Source organism: Streptomyces turgidiscabies Car8 (assembly GCF_000331005.1).
In the GTDB taxonomy this organism is placed as follows: Bacteria; Actinomycetota; Actinomycetes; order Streptomycetales; family Streptomycetaceae; genus Streptomyces; species Streptomyces turgidiscabies.
Window position 1 is genome coordinate 1 of record NZ_AEJB01000069.1, and the last position, 19,124, is coordinate 19,124.

Annotated in this window: 16 protein-coding genes and 1 pseudogene; 10 read left to right on the forward strand and 7 right to left on the reverse strand. The window is 69.4% G+C overall.

Going from position 1 to position 19,124, the window contains the following annotated elements:
- Together STRTUCAR8_RS04055 and STRTUCAR8_RS04060 are read right to left on the reverse strand one after the other, a co-directional pair.
- On the reverse strand, positions 1–1,297 hold a 1,297-nt coding region (locus tag STRTUCAR8_RS04055; RefSeq protein WP_006374160.1), incomplete at its 3' end, for an MFS transporter.
- 153 nt (positions 1,298–1,450) lie between these two features.
- Complete coding sequence (locus STRTUCAR8_RS04060) at positions 1,451–1,843, reverse strand: BlaI/MecI/CopY family transcriptional regulator (RefSeq protein WP_006374164.1); 393 nt, start codon at positions 1,841–1,843, stop codon at positions 1,451–1,453.
- 305 nt (positions 1,844–2,148) lie between these two features.
- Here STRTUCAR8_RS04060 and STRTUCAR8_RS04065 point away from each other — a divergent pair, with 305 nt between their 5' ends.
- The 7 genes and pseudogenes from STRTUCAR8_RS04065 (at position 2,149) to STRTUCAR8_RS55335 (ending at position 9,261) form a co-directional block, all read left to right on the forward strand.
- A complete protein-coding gene (locus STRTUCAR8_RS04065; protein ID WP_006374158.1) occupies positions 2,149–2,541 on the forward strand; it encodes an SCP2 sterol-binding domain-containing protein in 393 nt (130 codons plus the stop codon).
- A gap of 98 nt (positions 2,542–2,639) precedes the next feature.
- Complete coding sequence (locus STRTUCAR8_RS04070) at positions 2,640–3,854, forward strand: acyl-CoA dehydrogenase family protein (RefSeq protein ID WP_006374163.1); 1,215 nt, start codon at positions 2,640–2,642, stop codon at positions 3,852–3,854.
- On the forward strand, positions 3,851–4,807 hold the full coding sequence (locus tag STRTUCAR8_RS04075) for a hypothetical protein (protein ID WP_006374157.1): 957 nt from the start codon (positions 3,851–3,853) through the stop codon (positions 4,805–4,807). The genes STRTUCAR8_RS04070 and STRTUCAR8_RS04075 overlap by 4 nt, the downstream gene beginning before the upstream one ends.
- The gene (locus tag STRTUCAR8_RS48145; protein WP_006374165.1) at positions 4,808–5,707 is read left to right on the forward strand and encodes a HesA/MoeB/ThiF family protein; all 900 of its coding nucleotides are present in this window, start codon (positions 4,808–4,810) and stop codon (positions 5,705–5,707) included. It begins immediately after the preceding gene.
- A gap of 4 nt (positions 5,708–5,711) precedes the next feature.
- The gene (locus tag STRTUCAR8_RS04085; protein WP_006374169.1) at positions 5,712–7,124 is read left to right on the forward strand and encodes an amidase; all 1,413 of its coding nucleotides are present in this window, start codon (positions 5,712–5,714) and stop codon (positions 7,122–7,124) included.
- Positions 7,125–7,446: 322 nt separating this feature from the next.
- Positions 7,447–7,632 (forward strand): annotated as a pseudogene (locus STRTUCAR8_RS55555) (AfsR/SARP family transcriptional regulator); the annotation flags it as partial.
- Positions 7,633–7,698: 66 nt separating this feature from the next.
- Positions 7,699–9,261, forward strand: a complete 1,563-nt coding sequence (locus STRTUCAR8_RS55335; RefSeq protein ID WP_006374170.1) for an alpha/beta fold hydrolase — start codon at positions 7,699–7,701, stop codon at positions 9,259–9,261.
- A gap of 79 nt (positions 9,262–9,340) precedes the next feature.
- On the opposite strand, the gene STRTUCAR8_RS04095 is transcribed toward STRTUCAR8_RS55335, so the two are convergent.
- The 4 genes from STRTUCAR8_RS04095 to STRTUCAR8_RS04110 all read right to left on the reverse strand — a co-directional run bounded on the left by STRTUCAR8_RS04095 (position 9,341) and on the right by STRTUCAR8_RS04110 (position 15,173).
- Complete coding sequence (locus tag STRTUCAR8_RS04095; RefSeq protein WP_006374159.1) at positions 9,341–11,278, reverse strand: glycoside hydrolase family 5 protein; 1,938 nt, start codon at positions 11,276–11,278, stop codon at positions 9,341–9,343.
- A 207-nt stretch (positions 11,279–11,485) separates the two neighbouring features.
- Positions 11,486–13,858 carry an Orn/Lys/Arg family decarboxylase gene (locus STRTUCAR8_RS04100; protein ID WP_006374166.1) on the reverse strand — a complete coding sequence of 791 codons (2,373 nt, stop codon included), beginning with the start codon at positions 13,856–13,858 and terminating at the stop codon, positions 11,486–11,488.
- Positions 13,859–14,005: 147 nt separating this feature from the next.
- On the reverse strand, positions 14,006–14,551 hold the full coding sequence (locus STRTUCAR8_RS04105; RefSeq protein WP_006374162.1) for a hypothetical protein: 546 nt from the start codon (positions 14,549–14,551) through the stop codon (positions 14,006–14,008).
- A 64-nt stretch (positions 14,552–14,615) separates the two neighbouring features.
- On the reverse strand, positions 14,616–15,173 hold the full coding sequence (locus STRTUCAR8_RS04110; RefSeq protein WP_006374161.1) for a hypothetical protein: 558 nt from the start codon (positions 15,171–15,173) through the stop codon (positions 14,616–14,618).
- 166 nt (positions 15,174–15,339) lie between these two features.
- Here STRTUCAR8_RS04110 and STRTUCAR8_RS04115 point away from each other — a divergent pair, with 166 nt between their 5' ends.
- Both STRTUCAR8_RS04115 and ppk2 read left to right on the forward strand, forming a co-directional pair.
- On the forward strand, positions 15,340–15,582 hold the full coding sequence (locus STRTUCAR8_RS04115) for a DUF6411 family protein (protein ID WP_006374156.1): 243 nt from the start codon (positions 15,340–15,342) through the stop codon (positions 15,580–15,582).
- A gap of 105 nt (positions 15,583–15,687) precedes the next feature.
- Positions 15,688–16,644 carry a polyphosphate kinase 2 gene (ppk2, locus tag STRTUCAR8_RS04120; RefSeq protein WP_006374167.1) on the forward strand — a complete coding sequence of 319 codons (957 nt, stop codon included), beginning with the start codon at positions 15,688–15,690 and terminating at the stop codon, positions 16,642–16,644.
- Between the two features lie 57 nt (positions 16,645–16,701).
- On the opposite strand, the gene STRTUCAR8_RS04125 is transcribed toward ppk2, so the two are convergent.
- On the reverse strand, positions 16,702–17,337 hold the full coding sequence (locus STRTUCAR8_RS04125) for a carboxymuconolactone decarboxylase family protein (protein WP_006374171.1): 636 nt from the start codon (positions 17,335–17,337) through the stop codon (positions 16,702–16,704).
- Positions 17,338–17,484: 147 nt separating this feature from the next.
- On the opposite strand from STRTUCAR8_RS04125, the gene STRTUCAR8_RS04130 reads away from it, so the two are divergent.
- Positions 17,485–19,119, forward strand: coding sequence for an alpha/beta hydrolase (locus STRTUCAR8_RS04130; protein WP_006374168.1), 1,635 nt, complete (start codon positions 17,485–17,487; stop codon positions 19,117–19,119).
- Positions 19,120–19,124: the final 5 nt, after the last annotated feature.

Below are 19,124 nucleotides of genomic sequence, written 5' to 3' on the forward strand. Positions count from 1 at the left end.
CAGAGCTGCCCAGTTCGTCGCGGTACCAGACGGACAGGATCGAGCCGAGCACCGCGACGCCGAGCGCGGCGCCGATCTGCCGCAGCGTGTTGTTGACGCCCGCGCCGATGGCGGCCTGTTCGGGTGCCACCACGGCCATCGTGGTCGTCGTCGTGGTGCCCATGACCAGGCCGAGGCCGAAGCCGGACACCCCGAGCAGGATCTCGTACCACCAGAGCGCCGTGTCGGCGCCGATGCCTGCCTGCCCGGTGAACGACAGGGCGAGCAGCACCAGTCCGGTGGTGACGACGGCCTTGGGGCCGAAGCGCGTGGCCAGCGGGTTGCTGAGGATGGCCGAAGCTACGGCGCCCACGGCCACCGGGAGCAGGATGAGGCCGAGTTCGAGGGGGGTGTGACCGCGGATGGCCTGGACGTAGAAGACCATCAGGAAGGTGCCGCCGGTGAGGGCGAAGAAGGAGAGGGCGAGGCTCGCGGTACCGGCAGCGAAGGACTTGTTGCGGAACAGCTTGACGTCCAGGGCCGGTTGCGCCGTGCGACTCTCGAACAGGACGAGTACGGCCAGCAGAACCACGCCGGCGACCATCGTGCCCAGGACCTCGACGCTGGTCCAGTCGTTGGTCTCGCCGCCGCGGATCACCCCGTAGACCAGGGCGCCGATGCCCGCGATGGACAGCAGGACGCCGGCGATGTCGATGCGTGGCCTGGTCGCCGAGCGGGACTCGGCGAGGACCACCAGGAGGAGGACGGCGCAGACGGCGGCGATGGGCACGTTGATGAGGAAGACCGAGCCCCACCAGAAGTGTTCGAGCAGGAAGCCGCCGGCGATCGGGCCGAGGGCGATGGACAGACCGCCCAGCGCCGACCAGATGCCGATCGCCTTGCCGCGTTCCTCCGGGGCGAAGATGTCATTGATCACCGCGAGCGTGGCGGGCGGCACGACCGACCCGGCCACGCCCATGACCCCACGCCAGAAGATGAGTTGCTGGGGGGTGTCGGCGAAGCCGGCGAACGTGGAGGCCGCGCCGAAGACGACCAACCCGATCACCAGGACGCGACGCCGGCCGAAGGCGTCGGCGAGGATTCCGGACGAGAACATCAGGGCCGCGTAGAACAGGATGTAGGAGTCCAGGGCCCATTGGAGTTCCGCGTTGGTCGCGCCGACGTCCTGCTGGATCGTCTGCAGGGCGACGTTGAGGATGGTGTTGTCCATCATCACCATCAGGAAACAGCAGCCGAGGACCGTCATGATCAGTCCGCGTCCGCGCACGGGCGCGCCCGCCGATAATGCCCCGTTCACTACGCACCTCCAGTCAGAGGGGCGTCCCGCACCGGATGCCGCGCCCCATGCATCTACTACGGGAGCATAGTAGGTCGTGGGTGCAGGGGTGGGTGGTGATGGTGAAGTAATCCAGAAAGACAGCCACCCGCTCGATGTGCCGAGCGGCTCGGCTCAGTGGCCGGGGCCCTCGTGCAGCAGCTTCTCGAAGCGCTCGCGCAGGTCGGGGACGTTACGGATCTCGTCGAGGAAGTGACCGACCGCGCTCACGCCGAAGTCACGGATGACCTCGCGCACGGCCATCGCCGCCTCGTCCGTGACGCAGGGGGTGTACGCGTAACCCCGGCCCGCCTTGGTGCGGTTGGCCGCGCCCTTCTCGGCGAGGCGGCTCAGCACGGTCATGACGGTGGTGTACGCCAGCGGGGTCTCACGGCCGGTGTTGAGCGCGCCGAGGACCTCCCGGACGGTCATCGGTTCGGGGGCCTGCCACAGGACCTCCATGATCTCGTTCTCCAGCGGGCCGAAGACGAGGCATTCCTGTGAGGTGCGGGATCGGTCGGCTGTCACCCCTTCAATCTACGGTGCCCGGGGCCCGAACGCCCAGTAGTGCCCGGATCGGGTGGAGCGGTTCCGCGTCGCGCCGTACCTGCGCCGAGGGGGTCGGTGAGCGGGAATCCGTTCCGTGCGCTCGTCGCGCCGCTTCGCCTCGATTCCCCGGAAGTGATACAGGGAACGCGCTCTCTTTCAATACTCCTTCCCCTTCCTTTTCCCGCCCTGTCGATACTCCCGTCCGGACCGTGGGTGATTCCTATGATGCGGTCAACGCCTCAGCGGAGATTCGCTGTTGGGAATATGTGACGGGAGAATGAACCATGACTGTCTTCGAGTCGACCGAAGTGGCCGAGCGGGTCTTCGGCACTCTCTTCGAAATCCTGTTGAAGGACGAACAGTTCACTTCGCAGTTGCGTGCGAGCAACCTGTCCATCCGGCTCACCCAGACCAACCCGGACTGCGTGATCCACGTGTCCGCGGACGCCCTGAGGGTCGGCGCCGACGCACCCGAGGAGGCGACGATCAGGATCAAGATGACGTCCGACACGGCGCACCAGCTCTGGCTCGGCAAACTCATGATGCCGACCGCCATCGCCACCGGAAAGGTGCGTATCCGGGGAAAGGTCGCCCGGGTACTGGAACTTGTCCCCATCCTGCGGCCCGCCTTCGACCGCTATCCCGAACTGGCGGCCCAGGAAGGGCTTCCCGTCTGAGAGCGCGCGCCCTCCAGTGCCCGGCGGACCTCGCGACGCGGCACTTCGGCAAGCCCCCTGCCTCAATCGGATCCGAGTTACGGAGTTTCGAGACCGACATGATGAACAACGACGAACTTGAGCTCAATTTCGACGTCTTTCCCGGCGAGGTGGAGAAACTCCGCCGCCAGGTACGGGAATTCGCCCGCGAGGTCGTGGCACCCCGGGTGACGGCCCTCGACACGGCGCCCGCCGACGACTTCGACTGGGACATGGTCGCCCAGGGGCACGCCCTGGGCCTCACTCGCGTCGCCGTGCCCAAGGAGTACGGCGGTCTCGGCCTCGGCATGATCGGCTGCTCGGTCGCGCTGGAGGAGGTGGCGTCCGTCTGCGCCGGTACCGCCCTCATCTTCGGTGCCGCCATGCTCGGTCAGACCCCGGTGCTGCTCTCCGGCGACCCGCGGCTCCAGGCCCGGTTCCTGCCCATGTTCTCGGGCGACGCCCCGGTCCTGGCGTGCAACGCGGTCACCGAGGAGGAGGCGGGCTGCGACCTGATCATCCCGGCCAACGCGGTCCACGCCCGCGACGTGATGACCGCCCGCCGGGACGGCGACCACTACGTCCTGAACGGTAAGAAGAGGTTCATCACCAACGCCCAGGTCGCCGCGTTCGCGTCGGTGTTCGCCAACATGGAGGGCGCGCCCGGCGCCACCGGCCTCACCTCGTTCATGGTGCCGCTCGACCTCCCCGGTGTGGTCCGGGGACCGGTGGCCGACAAGATGGGATACCGGCTCTGCCTCGGCAGCGAACTGGAGTTCCACGACGTCCGCATCCCCGCCGAGAACATGATCGGCGAGGAGGGCGACGGCATGGCCATCAACATCGCGCAGAGCAACATGGCTCGCGCCTCCGTCGCCGGAATCTCCGTCGGTGTGGCCCGGGGCGCCCTCGAACAGGCCCTGGAGTGGTGCGACACCCGCGTCCAGGGCGGACGCCCGCTGCGCGAGCACCAGTTCACCGCCGCCAAGCTCGCCGAGATGTCCGCGAAGGTCGACGCGGCGCGGCTGCTCTATCTCAAGGCCGCCCACAAGGTCGACAACGAACTCCCCGCCCCCCAGTACGAACCGGCGGCGGCGAAGCTCTTCGCGGACCGCGTCGCCATCGACGTCACCGACATGGCCATGTCCCTCACCGGAGCGCGCGGCTACGTGAAGTCCTTCGGCATGGAGAAGCGGCTGCGCGACGCCTACGGCGCCCGGATCTACGAGGGCACGCCCGAGGTGCTGGCCCTCGCCATCACCGAGAGCCTCTACACCGCCGGAGAGCCGATATGACCGACACGGCCGGCACGGACAACGCGGTGGAGACGCCGGAACGGTTACCGGAGCGGGAGCGGGAACGGTACGTCTCGGACATCATCAGGCTCCATTCCACCCTGGACTTCCGCTCCCTGCCCGACCATGTCCTCGGGGACCCGCTCTACTCCGTGTACGACCCGAGGGACGAGCTGATCACCCTCACCGTCGAGGACGACCAGCTCCCGCTGCGCTACCTCAACGGCATCATGGGCTTCAGGCTCGTGCAGTACCTCCGGCTCGGCTGGATGTCTCCCCAACTCGTGTACGAGCGGGCGGTCTTCCGGGAGACGGTCCGCCACCCGCCGGGTGTGCAGAACGTCCACACCGTCAGCCTGTGCACCCGCACGGGCCGTATCCGCGGCTACATCAGCCTCGGCTGCTCCCAGGACCCGGTCTCCATGCCGCTCGACCATCCGGGCCGCGGCCGGTTCTCCACCGAGGCGGCGCACGACATCGACCTGCTGGGCCGGTTCGCAGCCGACGACGTGGGCACGCACCAGGCCTTCGAGATCAAGCGGTTCGTCCGCGACCTCGAACTGCCGCCCGGCCCCGCCACCGAACGGGTGCCCTGGCATCTGCTGCTGGGCCTCGGCAGGGTCATCTCGGGAGCCGGGGACCGTATGCGCCTCATGCTGGGCGACGCCAAGGAGAAGGTGGCGATACGGCACTTCCGGCTCACCGGCTTCGACCTCCAGATCGACCGCGGCACCTCGCCCCGGCTGCCCGAGACCGACCTCATGGCTCCCATCTACGACCAGGACGTCATCGCCGTTCCCTTCGTGGCGCCGGTCCACGCCGACCTCGGCGACTACATGGACCTCATCGAGGACTACCTCGGCGGCGGCCCGGACGCGATGACTCTCATGGAACTGGTCGCCGCCATGACCGCCCGCAGGACGGGCGCGTACCGCATGAAGGAGGCGTCGTAGATGAGCAGTGGTGGCGAGGCGCAGGAGAAGGACTTCTACGGGGAACTGACCACCCGCAACAAGGGTGTTGTCAGCATCGGGGAGCAGGCCGTACTGCGGGGCGCGACCGTGCTCGTCGCCGGCTGCGGGTCCATCGGCGGAGCGGCCGTCGAGCCACTCGCCCGGCTGGGGGTGCGCTCCTTCGTCCTGGCCGACCCGGGCACGTACGAGGTGAACAACCTCAACCGGCAGAGCGCGGCGGCCACCGACATCGACCGCAACAAGGCCACGGTCGCCGGTGAGCGGGTCGCGGCCATCAACCCGCACGCCCACGTCAGGGTCTTCCCGGAAGGGGTAGGCGAGGAGACGGTGAAGGCGCTGGTCGACGACTGCGACGTCATCGTGGACGGCGTGGACGTGACGACCATGGACGGCTGGCGGGCCAAGCACCTGCTTCACCGCGTCGCCGTCGAACGGCGGCTGCCGCTGGTCACCGGGTGGGACATCGCGGGCGCCCAGTACGTGCGCTGCTACGACTACCGGTACATCAGGGAACCGTTCGACGGAGCTATATCCGAGGCCGATCTGGACCGGCTGACCTCCTGGCAGCTGCTGCTGCGGGCCGTGCCGCTCAGATACGTGCCGGTGGAGATGCTCGTCGAGGTGCGGGCGAACCTGGGACGGCCCGACTACAGCTTCCCGCAGGTCACCTATGTCGCCATGGTGTTCGGCGCCATCACCTCCCACATGGTGGTGAAGCTGCTCTCCGGGGCGACCGTGCGCCCCGAGGTGTACATCGACGTGCACCAGCAGATCCGCTCCACACGACTCCGGATGGCGACCCGGCTGCGCCGGACAGCGGCGCTCGCCGCCCTGGCCCCGGGGCTGCTGAGACTGGCCCGCGGCCGGAAGGGGAGCTGACGCGATGTCCGAACTCCACGAGCTGACGGCGCTCGAACAGGCCGCCGCGATCGCCGAGGGCGAGCTGTCCCCGGTCGAACTGACCGACCACTACCTCGGTCGTATCGAGGAAGCCGACAAGGAACTGGGCGCGTACCTCACGGTCACCGCGGAACTCGCCCGGTCCCAGGCGGAACGCGCGGAGCGGGAGGTTGTGGCGGCGCGTCGGGACGGTACGCGGCTGGGAGTGCTGCACGGGGTACCCGTACCGATCAAGGACCTCGTCCAGGTCGAGGGGGTGCGGTGCACCTGGGGTTCGGCGGCCTTCGCCGACCATGTCAGCGACACCGACGACCATGTGGCCGCCCGGCTGCGGGACGCCGGCACGGTCATGCTGGGCAAGACCAACACCGCCGAGTTCGGGCTGCCCTGCTACACGGAGAACAGGCTCGGCCCGCCGACCCAACACCCACTGAGTCCGGGGCGTTCGCCCGGCGGGTCCAGCGGCGGCGCGGCGGCGGCCGTCGCGGCGGGCCTCGCGCCCCTCGCGCACGGCACCGACGCCGGTGGCTCCGTACGCATCCCGGCCTCCGTCTGCGGCCTGGTCGGACTGAAGCCGAGCCGGGGCCGGATCAGCAACGGGCCCTGGCGCCCGGACGTGACAGGGCTGTCGGTACACGGTGCGCTCGCCCGTACGGTGGCCGACGCGGCGGCGCTGGTCGACGTGATGGCGGGGCCGATGCCGGGCGACGTGTACACCGCGCCCGCGCACGCCGGGGGTGTGTCCCTGCTGGAGCACGCGCGCCGGGAGCCCCGTGTAGTGCGCGTGGCGCTGCTGCGGCAGCCCATGGTGCCCGGCGCGGTGCTGCACCCCGACTGCGAGGACGCCCTCGACAGCACGGCGGCGGCCCTCGCCGCGTTGGGCCATGAAGTGGAGGAACTGGAGATGCCCCCCGACGGGGGTGTCCTGGAGGCGTTCACCCGGGTCTGGTCGGTGGAGGCGGCGTCGTACGAGGTGGAGCCGGAGCGCGAGGGGGAGCTGATGCCCTTCACGGCCTGGCTCAGACAGACCGCCGCCGGGGTGTCCGCGCGGGAGTACCACACGGCGCTCGCCACCTTCCGGGGCCTGGGGCAGATGCTCACGGACCTGCTCTTCGTCGCGTACGACGTGATCCTCTCCCCGGCGCTGGCCGAACCGCCGGTGCGGATCGGGGAGTTGCGCGACGACGCCGATCCGGCGGCCGAGTTCGCCAGAATGACCGCGTTCATGCCGTACACCGCGGTCCACAACCTCACCGGTATGCCCTCGATCACCGTCCCGCTCACCCGGAACGCCGAACGCCTGCCGATCGGCGTGCTGCTGGGCGCGCGGTACGCGGACGAGGCACTGCTGGTGTCGCTCGCGGCCCAGTTGCAGCAGTCCGCGACGACGTACTGAGGCAGCGTACCGAGGTCCGGCGGCCGGAAGGCTCCATTTCTTTCGGTCACTGCCTGGCGCGTATTCGACCCTGTTTGCAATAGCGGTGTTCGCGGTCGGATTGACTGGTCAAGTCGGAGTAAAATCCCAGGACAGTGCGATCCTCGTTTTGTCCGGTTCTTGCTCGTTCTGCGGCAGGGGGTACCCAACGCGTACCCCCTGTATTCCTTTGTCTTTCCGGTTCTGCGGCTCGGTAGAGTAATCCCGTCGCCATGGGGAGAGACGGCGATCCTGGGGAGGATGGGGGACGCTGGTGGAATTGAATGTTCTTGGTGCGCTCGAAATGCGTGTGGGCGGGAAATCGGTGGTTCCCTCCGCGCCGAAGATCCGGCAGATATTCACGTTACTTGCCATGCGTGCGAACACTGTGGTGCCGGTATCCGAAATCGTCGAGGAAGTCTGGGCGGGAGTTCCTCCGAAAAGCCTTTCCACCACGCTGCAGACTTATATTCTGCAGCTTCGGAAATCGCTCAGGGAGGCGCGGTCGGGGGCCGCCGGGGCGGTACGGGAATGCGATGGTGCCGAAGGGTTCATCGTGACCTACGACCGTGGATATCTTTTCAGTGCTCCGCAGTCCATGCGGAAGGACTTCGAGGAATTCACCCGGTCCGTCGAGGCCGGGCACCAGTACATGCGGAACGGCAGGAACGCGGAGGCGGCCGAACTCCTCGGCGAGGCACTCGCGCTGTGGCGCGGTGACGTTCTCGTCGACGTCCGGCGCGGTTCGGTCCTGGACGCCTGCGCGGTGAAGCTGGAGGAGGTGCGTCTCTCCGCGCAGATCCTGCGCCTGGACGCCTGTCTCGGGCAGGGGGGTGATCTGCACCTGATCCCCGAACTCAACGCGCTGGCCGGTCTGCACCCCCTGAACGAGACGCTGCAGTACCAGCGGATGATCGCCCTGTACCGGTCGGGCCAGGTGGCCGAGGCGCTGGCCGGCTACCGGTCCTTCTACGCGCAGGTGATGGAACAGGTGGGGATAGAGCCCTCCGCGCACTTACGGGACCTGCAGTCAGCCATCCTGAACTCCGCCCCGGTGCTGTCGGCCGTGGCGACCTCCGAGGAGATACGCCGGGGCGTCTCGGACGACGAGGGCAGTGGGGTAGCGGGGCCCACCGCGGCCCGTAGCCCGTCCGGGGGCCTCCTCCGCCGTTCCCCTTCCGCCGCCCGGTGCGGGTCGAGGGCGACGAAGGTGATCCTGCCGTTCCAGGCGTCGGCCTCCAGTGGCGTACGCCGGATCACGCTGGACGCTGCGGGCATTCCCCTGTCCGCGCTGATCAGCGAACCCGTCGGGGCGCCCGCCCGGGCCGTAGTGGTCGCCGTCCACAACAGCGGTACGAACGCCGACTACTTCGACGGCCGGGCCCATCCCCAGCTGTCACTGCTGACGCTGGGAGCGGCCCTCGGCTACACCGTCGTCGCGGTGGACCGCCCGGGCTACCGCCTCTCGGCCACCCGACTACCGCACGGGATGGGCATGTTGGACCAGGGCGCAGCTCTGCGCGCCGCCCTGGACGACTTCTCCTCCCGCTTCGCCACCGGTTGCGGCTTCTTCCTGCTGGCGCATTCCTACGGCGGCAACGTGGCGTTGGCCGCAGCCGCCGACCACACCCCGCCCGGGCTGCTCGGCCTCGACATCTCCGGCTGCGGTCACGAATACGCCGTCGACCCGCACGAGGTGTCGGTCCTGCTCGACCGGGGCCGGTCGGCGAAGAACTGGGGCCCCCTGAGCCTCTATCCGCCCGGCACGTTCAGTGGCGCGCGCTCCAGGGCCGAGGACATGCCCGCACGCGAACGCGCCGAACTCGCGAGCCGGCCCCGCCTGTTCCGCTCCGTCGCGCCGCGCGTCAGGGTCCCGGTGCGACTGACGTTCGCCGAGCACGAGGCGTGGTGGCGCCAGGACGGCGACACCCTGGCCGACCTGGCCGCACACTTCGTCGCCGCCCCTCGAGTCACCGTCGACCGTCAGCCGGACGCCGGTCACAACATCAGCCTGGGCTGGGCCGCCCGCTCGTACCACCTGCGCGCCCTGGCGTTTCTGGAGAGCTGCCTGGTTCCCCACGAGACGACCCACGCCGTACGGCCTGCGGCGGTGTCGTGAAGTACCGGACCGGGGGCGCCGTACGAAGAACTCGTGCCAAGGGCTCGTACGTAGGACACGCCACGGCCGACGCCGCAGCTCAGGCCAGTTTCCGGCAGTACAGCGCGTCCGGGGTCCGTGCCGAGCCCACCCGAGCCGTGTACGCGATCCCGGCAGCGTACTCGTCGTCCGCGCACTGGCCCTTGTAGTGGCCCTGGGCGAAGTCGCCGCCCTTCGCGGCCGAGCCCCGGTTGTCGCCCCGGTCGAACCAGACGGTACGTCCGCCGGCGCCGAGCCTCCCGACCGGAGGGGCAGCGCACAGGGCGGCGGAGACGGCGGCGCCGCGGACGCTGTAGCCGGTCAGGAAGTGGCCGTCGGGGCACTGGAGTTTGGTGTATCCGGACGCCCAGTCGCCGCCCGGCCGGACATAGCGTTCGTCGACGACGACCACATGTCCGCCGGCCGGATCCCACAGGGGGCCGGTGGACACGTCCGAGCACAGGCCCCGGTTGCCGGTGTGGCTGAGGCCGAGCAGCCGCTGTCCGTCCGGGCACACCGACTTGCGGGCGCCGGAGTCCCAGTCGGGCAGCGCCCGCATCCGCCGCGACTGGACGAAGTCGCCGTGGTCGGGGCTGAGCAGCGACCAGTCCGTCACGCGCGCCACCGGGCCGGTGCGACCCGGGGCCCCGATGAGCCGGGTCCAGGCAGCGGCCCGCCAGTCGTCGCCGTCGTGGACGCCCATGCGGTGACCTTCGGCGTCCCAGTGCAGGAGGGCCCAGCCGTTGCCCTCGCGGTTCTCGTGCCAGCCCACGAGCGGCCAGTACGCGAAGTCGGCGTCGGTGCGGATCAGTTGGTCGACGAAGTTCTCGAACCACGCTCGCTGCTTGCTTCCGGTCTCGTCCCGGCCGCCGACACCGAACTCGCTGATCCACAGGGGCGCGGTGAAGTGCTTGTCCGTCTCCGCGGTCACGAAGAAGGCCTGCCGGTCCAGAACTCTGATCAGTTCGGCCGGGCTCAGGTCGCGGTAGCGGGGGTCACTGGTCTCGCCGGTGCCGGTGGCGCCGCTGTGGTTCGGGCCGGTGTAGTCGTAGAAGTGGGCGGAGTACACGAGCTTGCCGGAGTCGACGAGGGTGTGCGAGAGGCGGCGTACGGGCTCCAGGGTGGGGCGTTCGTGGGGGAGTCCGTCGACGGGGACGCCGGTCCAGTTGATGCCCTCGACGATGATCAGGAGGTCGGGGTCGGCCTCGGTGAGGATGCGGTCACCGACGTGCTGCGAGGCGGCGAACCAGTCGTGGTCGTCACCGGACCCCCAGTTGGGGTCGTCCAGGATGTTGCGGCGTACCTCGTTGTAGAGGTCGGCGCCGACGACGCGCTGGTTGTCCCGGTAGCGCCGGGCCATGAAGAGCCAGTCGTTCTCCCAGGTCTCGGTGGACCGACTCGCGTTCCAGCGTTCGTTGCCGTCGACTCCGCAGCACCAGCGTGTGGTGTTGGTGTGGTTGTTGAGGATCACCGCGAGCCCGGCGGCGGTGAGTTCCCGCACCACCACGTCGTACACCTGGAGCGGGGTCCTGCCGCGCAGGGCGGGATTGGCGGCCACGGAAGCGTCGGTGACGGGACGGCTGTCGTGGATCATCTCGTTGGAGAAGGGCAGCCGGATGCTGTTGATGCCGATCTCCCGGAAGCCGGCGATGATCTCGGCCATGGGTGCCCGGTCCAGCCCGAGCGGCATCCTGCCGGAGTTCTCCCCGGAGTGATGGTCTGCGTCGTTGTCCGGGCCCCCTGAGCCGTTCCAGGTGCCGCTGGCGCCGTGCCAGTTGCCGGACTTCAGCTTGAAGCGGTCGCCGTTCGCGTCGACGATCCAGCGCCCCCGGGTGCTGAGTGGCGGCGTCCAGCTCGCCGCGGGTGCGGCGACCTCCGGCCGGGCGTCGGCGACGGGGGCGGTCTTTCGTCCGACCGCCGCCTCGGCCGTGGGCGTCAGGGCCACCACGAGGAGTACGGCGGCCAGTGCGGCTCTGGCCCTGACGAAGGTTCCCGGCACGGTCGGCCTCCCGAGGCGACGACGTTGTCATGGGGGGCTGTGCGGGATTGGTCCAGTCCTATGCGTGGCGAAACTGTCGTGTCGACGCCAAATGCCGCTCACGGCGGGCGGGTCGTTCCCAAGGCTCTCCCGCCCGCCGTACGCAGACGATGACCGGCCGTCCATGGCGCTCGCCCGTCCTGCCCGCCCCGTCGGGATGTCGCGCCGTCAGGGGCGCCCTCGCGCCTCCTCCGTGCGGCTGCGCTGGGCCGGTGTCACGGCTCGGTCCGCCGTGGGCCGCATGCACTCGATGAGGTAGTCACCGGTGTCGGGGTCGAGGGTCACGCCGTGGGTCTCACTGCGGAAGCCGGGGAACCGGCGGTCGAACGATTCCAGAGCGGTGAGATAGCGCAGCAGGGGGCCGTCAGGGGCGCCGACGCTCTCGCCGGGCATGAGGACGGGGATGCCCGGCGGGGTGACGGTGACCATGGCGGCGGCCACCTGGCCCGGCGCCTCGACCAGGCGTACCCGGTGGGTGCCGCCCCGGATCAGGCGCTGGTAGCACAGCTGCGGCGGCGCGACGGGCTCCGGCAGCTGCTGGAAGGCCGTGTCCAGCAGGTCGACGAGGCGGGCCTCGCGCAGGTGGTCGTGCATGTGCCGGCACAGGTCGCGCAGGGTCTGGCCGGCGTAGCGCCTCGGGTGCTCGGCGACCAGTGCCGGCAGTACCCGGTCGAGGGGAGCGTCCTCGTCGTAGAGCGCTTTGAAATCCATCAGGGCGTCGAGGAGGGTGCCCCACTTGCCCTTGGTGATTCCCATGGAGAAGAGGACGAGGGTGGTGTAGCTGTCGGTCTTCTCCACGACGATGTGACGGGTGGCCAGATACGCGGTGAGCACGCGTGCGGGGATGCCCCACTCGGCTGTCCCACCGGTCGCGTCGATGCCGGGGCAGGTCAGGGTGACCTTGATCGGGTCGAGCATGCAGTAGCCGTCGGTGAGTCCCGGGAATCCGTGCCAGGCGGCGCCGGGTTCGAGGTGCCAGCAGGACGGCTCCGTGCGCAGCAGCTCGGCCGGGGCCTCGTCGAAGGGCAGGCGTGCGCCGGTGCCCGGGTCGGTCACCGTCTCGGGCTGCCACACGCCGAAGAACCATGGTGGCCGGTCGCCGGCCTCCTCGATACGGCGCCCGATGCGGACCATCTCCTGGCGGAAGCGGACCGCCTCGGTCACGGCCTCGTCGATCAGCCAGCGGCCCTGCGGCCCGTCCATCATGGCCGTCGCCACGTCCAGCGAGGCGATCATCGGATAGAGCGGCGAGGTGGTGCCGTGCATCATCAGCGCCTCGTTGAACCGGTCGTGTTCGACCGGTGCCCTGGGCGCGGGCCTGACATGGACCATGGCACTCTGCGAGAGCGCGGCCAGCAGCTTGTGGGTCGACTGGGTGGAGAAGACCGTCGGCCGGTCCGGACCGGGAAACGTGTCCTCGTCCACCGACATGCCGTACCGGCCCGCGTACAGGGGGTGGAAGCGGGCGTAGGCGAACCACGCCTCGTCGAAGTGCAGCCGGGGAGTGCTCCCGGCGAACGCCCGCGCCGCCGTCGACGCGTCGTAACACAGGCCGTCATAGGTCGAGTTGGTGAACACGGCGTACTGGGCGCCGGGCGCGACGGCATCCTGGGTCAGCGGGTTCGCCGCGATCCTGGCCGCGACCGAATCCGGGGTGAGCTCCGCCGGGGGCAGTGGTCCGGCCAGGCCGTAGCCGTTGCGGGTGGGGATCAGATAGACCGGGCGCGCGCCGGAGACGACCAGCCCGTGCAGCACCGACTTGTGGCAGTTGCGGTCGACCAGAGCGATCTCGTCGCGGGTGACGCTGAAGTGGCCGACGACGCGGTTGCACGTGGAGTCCCCGTGCAGCACGAAGTAGGTGAGGTCCGCGCCGAAGACCCGGGCGGCGTTGCGCTCGGCCTCGCCGATCGGGCCGGTGTGCTCGAACAGTGAGCCGAGTTCCTCGACGGAGATCGACAGGTCGCTGCGCAGCAGCCGTTCTCCGAAGTAGTCGTGGAAGGCGCGGCCCGCGGGCGACTTCAGCAGGGCGACACCGCCGGAGTGGGCCGGAGTGTGCCAGGAGTACTCGTGCGCGTCGTCGAAGCGGCGCAGCGCCCGGAAGAAGGGCGGCAGAACGGCTTCCCGGTAGGCACCGGCGGCGGTGGTGACACGGCCCGCGATGAAACCGGGGGTGTCCTCCAGCGGCCATACGTAGCCGACGATCAGCTCCGACACCCACAGCGGCAGATCGCGTACGCCGTCGTCCTTCATGACCAGGAAGACCGGCAGATCCTGGAACCGCCGGCCGATCGAGCGGAGCACGGCGGCGCCCCCCGGTTCGCCGTCCTCGCCCGCTGGGCCCGGCAGGTCCCAGGCGACCAGCGCTGCCGTCAGTCCCGCCTGTGTACGTAACACCGCTTCGGCGTCGGCCGCACCGGCCGCCCACCGGACGTCGAACCCCCGCGAGCGGATCGCCTCACCGATTCGCGCCCACTGCTCGGAGCCGATCCCCTCGTCCCGATGGTGCTCCCGCACCGCGACCAGGATTCCGCTGTCCGTCATGAGACCCCCTCCCCGGCGGCTCGCACCGCCCCGGGTCAGTCTCCGGGAGGTCCGGCCGGACCCGTGGGCGCGCGGTCGCAAACCACCCGCACGACGGAATCGGCGCCAGGGATGGGGGAGGGGAGGGCCTGCTGCGGGCGCGTCGGGTCAGGTCACCAACAGGCGGTTGAAGAACGAACGGTAGTGGCGCAGTGCCAGCCGCAGGTCCTCGGTGTTCGCCTGTTCGCCCCGGTTCCACTGTCCTTCCAGTTCTTGTTTATGGTCCGCGAACGTGGCGGCCAGTTTCTGCATCACCTCGGCGACGAGGGCGTCGGCGGTGTGCACGGCGTCGCGCGGGTCGTCCACGAACTCGTTCTGCACCTCCTGCCAGCGTGTGCGGAAGCCTTCCTCGTCCTCCGGGGTGAGGAGCTGGGGTGCCTCGTCCTCGGCGCGATCGCCCCGGTCCTCGGCCTGGTGCCGCGGGGCACCTGAATCGGGTTCCATCATGTCGTCCTGAGTGCCGGACCCGCCGGCCCCCTCGGGCTCGTCCTCGGCGCGGTCGCTCGGCGTGCTCGTGCTCTCGCCGGGGAAGGTCGGTACCTCGGCCGACGTGTCTGCTGTCCCGTCCCCGGTGTACGTGTCGCGAGGATGGGCGAGGTCGTCGGTGGACAGGCCGCTCGAGGTGGCGTTGTCCGGCAGGTCTTCGCGTTGCATGTCTTCTCCGTTCCCGGACGCCAGGGACTCCCGGATCGGGGCGACGGGCTGGTCACCGAGCCGTTCAGGCCCGGGCGTGGCGGGGTTCGCCGCCGTCGGAGAGCAGCTCGTCGAACAGGGTCCGGTAGTGCACCATGGCGCCCCGCAACTGTTCGGTGGTCGCCTCGTGGCGGGTGCTCAGTACATTGACGTCGTGGGCGGCCTGGTAGTGCTCGAGCGTGCGGCCGTGCTCGACGGACAGGTCCTTGAGCCGTTGTTCGAAGTCCTCCGTCGGGTAGCCGCGCTCGTGCATCAGGGAAGTCACCAGGCGGTCCGCGTCGTGCACGGCGTCTTCCGGACGGTCCACGAACTCGTCCTGTACGCCGGTCCAGTCCTGGGTGTACCGGTCCCTGACCCTGCTGTCCAGCGGCTTGATGTCCAGCGAGTCGTGCCGCTTCTCACGCGCCCTGAGCTCACGCTCCCCGGCCATGCGGCTGTCGGCGTCCTCCACCGTGCGTCCGTACTCCGGGCCGAAGCGCTCGCGCAGCATCTGGCGGCGCATGAGCAGCCAGGTCGCCACAGCCGCCAGGGCGATCACCACGACGATGGGAATGATGATCGCCAGGAGCGTCCCTGTTGACATCGGAGCCTCCTAATCCGTGCCGTGTATCTCCATATTTATTGGAGTTACCGTTGTTTTGTCGTTGAAACGGAGATACGGGAACGAATCGCCGCACACATAGAGGCGACGTGACGGGGCACTTGGGTCTCCCGACCAGTCAAGCAAGAGGACAAGAGGGAGCCGACTCGTGATCATTGCCGGAGTCATCGGATTGTGTGTGGTGCTGGCCGTGCTGGCCTTCTTCGTTCCGCGCCTGTCCCGCCGCCCCGAACGCGGCACGCAGCGTTCGCTCGGCGCCGGCGCGCGGGCCGGCGGCAAGGCGCCCGGCGTCCTGGGCAGGATTCTCAGCAAGCCGTTCCACACGAGTTCCCGCGCCGTGGGCCGTAGTGGTTCGGCGGGCCGTCGTACCCGTGGCCGTATGCCGTTCTGACCTCGGCGAGGCCGCGCCGGGCAAGGACCGCGCACTCCAGAACTCGGTACACAGACACACACAGGCACATGCACAGGTGCACAGGGCTTACGCGGGAGTGGTGGGATGAGGGCTGACCAGGCCGACAGGCTGCTGGACGGGCTGACCGTGGACACCAGCAGGCAAGAGCGACCGATCCTGCTGGACGGGACCGGCCGACCGCTCAAGACCTGGCGCGAGAACCACCCCTACGACCACAAGGTCAGCCGCAAGGAGTACGAGCAGAACAAGCGCGTCCTGCAGATCGAGCTCCTCAAACTCCAGCGGTGGGTCAAGGACACCGGTGCACGCGTGGTCGTCGTGTGCGAGGGGCGCGACGCGGCGGGCAAGGGTGGCACGATCCAGCGTCTGACCGAACGGCTCAATCCCCGCGGCGCGCGAGTGGTGGCCCTGGACAAGCCCACCGAGCGGGAGGCCGGCCAGTGGTACTTCCAGCGGTACATCCCCCATCTGCCGACGGCGGGAGAGATCGTCTTCTTCGACCGCTCCTGGTACAACCGGGCCGGCGTGGAGCGGGTGATGGGCTACTGCTCCAAGGGCGAGTACGAACTGTTCCTGCGGCAGTGCCCGGCCTTCGAGGGGATGCTCGTCGACGACGGCATTCTGCTGGTCAAGTTCTGGTTCTCCGTGTCCCGCGCCGAGCAGCGCACCCGCTTCGCCATCCGGCAGGTCGACCCCGTACGCCAGTGGAAACTGTCACCCACCGACCTGGCCTCGCTGGACCGGTGGGACGACTACACCGAGGCCAAGGTCGACATGTTCCGCGCCACCGACACCGAACGCGCCACCTGGACCGTCGTCAAGAGCAACGACAAGCGTCGTGCCCGGCTGGAGGCCATGCGCAGTCTGCTGTCGCGCGTCGACTACACCAGCAAGGACCCCGAGGCGGTCGGCACCCCCGATCCCCTCATCGTCGGCGCCGCCAACACCCTCCTGGAGCCCGGCGAGGAGGACACCACCCTCTCGCCCACGCCTCTCTCCCACCGCACCAGCGGGCCCGGCAGTCATCCGGGTTCCACCTGACGCGGGGGCGGACCGACGGGACAGACGTGTCGGCCGCGATCCCGCTGACCGGCGTGCTCATCGAGCCGGGCGCTGTTCCGTCGGGACGGTCAGGGACGGCAAGGGGCGTTCGGGACGCCACTCGTCCAGCGCGGCCCCCGCGGTGTTGAGCACGGTGGCCAGAAACCGGTAGGTGCCGACGAGCGCCAGCAGTTGCAGTATCCGCGCCTCGTCGTAGGTGCGACGCAACTCCTTCCAGGTGGCGGGGCCGATGACGGAGGCGTCACAGATCTCGTCGGCGGCGGTGATCAGCGCGGCCTCGTGCGGGCTCCAGTCGGCGGCCGACGGATCATCGGCGGTGCGCAGCACCTCCGCCTCCGTGACACCGACCGCCTGCGCGGTCTCGTAGTGGTGGGACCACAGGTACCCGGACCCGCCGCGCAGAGCGACGCGCAGTGTCACCAGTTCGCGGTCCCGAGGTGACAGCAGGCCCGCGTTGACCAGGGTGGACAGCGGATAGAGGGCGACTGCCAGTTCGGGATGGTGGGCGAGGATCCGCGTGAGGTTGAGCGTGTCCGGCAGCTGCGTCAGATGAGCGGGCAGCTTGTCCTCGTTGCCTTTGAGGCTGTCCGCCGTCCAGACGGCGCGGACCTCGGGGGCCCACTTCTCGACGGTCAGCGGTTCGATCCGGGGCTGGGCGTTGTCTGTTGCCATGCGTGCCTCCATGCGCGCGAGCGGGAGCAATCAAAGTTTGTCGGTCGGCGTGGCACCGTTCTTGCCTCAATTCCCTCTGTTCAGATAGCCGAACTCACTGTGCACGGTGAGTGCTTGGCTACACCTTGACCCAGGGGGAAGGAAAAAATGACCGCTCCACGTAGCAGACCAAGACGATTCGGACGGATCACCGCCGTCGGAGTCGCGCTGACAGCCCTCATGACCGCCGTGACCGGGACAGCCAGCCAGGTCGCGGCATCCTCGAAGACGCCGGAGAAGCCGCCCGTGCCGTCGCTCGCCTGGACCGACTGCCAGGGCGGCTTCGAGTGCGCGAACGCCGACGTTCCGCTCGACTACCGCAAGCCGAACGGCAAGACCATCACCCTCGCGGTGGTCCGGAAGAAGGCCGCGGACCAGACGAAGCGCAAGGGCACGCTGTTCCTGCAGCCCGGCGGGCCCGGCAACTCCGGTGTCGACTTCGTACGCAACAACTACGCGGATCTGCCGGCCGCGCTGCGCGACTCGTTCGACGTCTTCGGCTACGACGTCCGTGGCGTCGGCCGCAGTTCACCGCTGACCTGCTTCGACGACGCGAGGTACACGCGAGCCGTCACGGAGGCGAAGGGCGTGCCCGGCCCGGACGCCTACGAGCCGGCGCTGCGCCAGGCCGCCGAGTTCGACCAGGCCTGTGTCGACAACACGGGCGAGCTGCTGCCCTACATCGGCACCGAATACGTCGCCCGGGACATCGACCTGTTGCGGGAGGCGCTCGGGGAGAAGCAACTCACCTACTACGGGCGGTCGTTCGGGTCGTACATCGGAACCGTCTACGCCGCCATGTTCCCCAAGCGGGTACGGGCCCTGGCGCTCGACGGCGCGTACGACCCCGTCCACTACGCCAACCGCCCTTACTCCTACGACCGGCCGCAGTACCTGGCGCTGGACGGCGCGATGGGCCGCTTCCTCGACTGGTGCGCCGCGGACCAGGCCACCTGCGGGTTCGGCGACGGCGATCCGCGCGCGGCGTTCGAGAAGCTGAAGGCCGACCTGGACGCCAACCCGGTGCAGACCGCCAACGGCGGCCAGGCCAACGGTTACACGCTGGTCTACCGGCTGATGTTCAACATCAACGAGGGCAAGGTCATCTGGCCCGAGTTCGGCGCGGCGCTTCGCAAGGCCCAGCTGCGGGACAACACGTCCTTCCTGCTGAGGCCGCCGTCCCCGGCCAGCTTCGACTTCCTGGGCCCGAACGTGGCAGTCGAGTGCGTCGACCGGGACTACCCGCGCGATCTGCGCCTCCTGAAGCGCAGGGTCACCGCCTTCGCGAAGGCCGCGCCGCTGCTCGGCCCGGCGATGGCGTACGGCCCTCCCACGTACGACCACCAGCACGCCACCGCCTGCGTCCAGTGGACCGGTGGTCACGTCAGCCGCTACGACGGCTCCTACCGGGCGAAGGGCTCGGCGCCGATCCTCGTCCTCGGAACCACCGGCGACCCGGACACCCCGTACCAGGACGCGGTGGCGCTGTCCCGGCAGCTCGACAACGCCTCGCTCCTCACCTTCAAGGCCGAGGGCCACACCGCGTTCGGCCGCAGTGCCTGTGCGACGGACGCGGTCATCGACTACCTGGTGAACCGCAAGGTGCCGGCCTCCGGCAAGACCTGCGCGGACGAGACACAGCCCCCGTCGTCCACACCGACGACGGCCCCGCCCGGTACGACGCTCAGCGAACTCCGTAACGGCGTCAACGAGCGCGTCGAGCGCATCGGCTCCGTGAGCTGACGTTT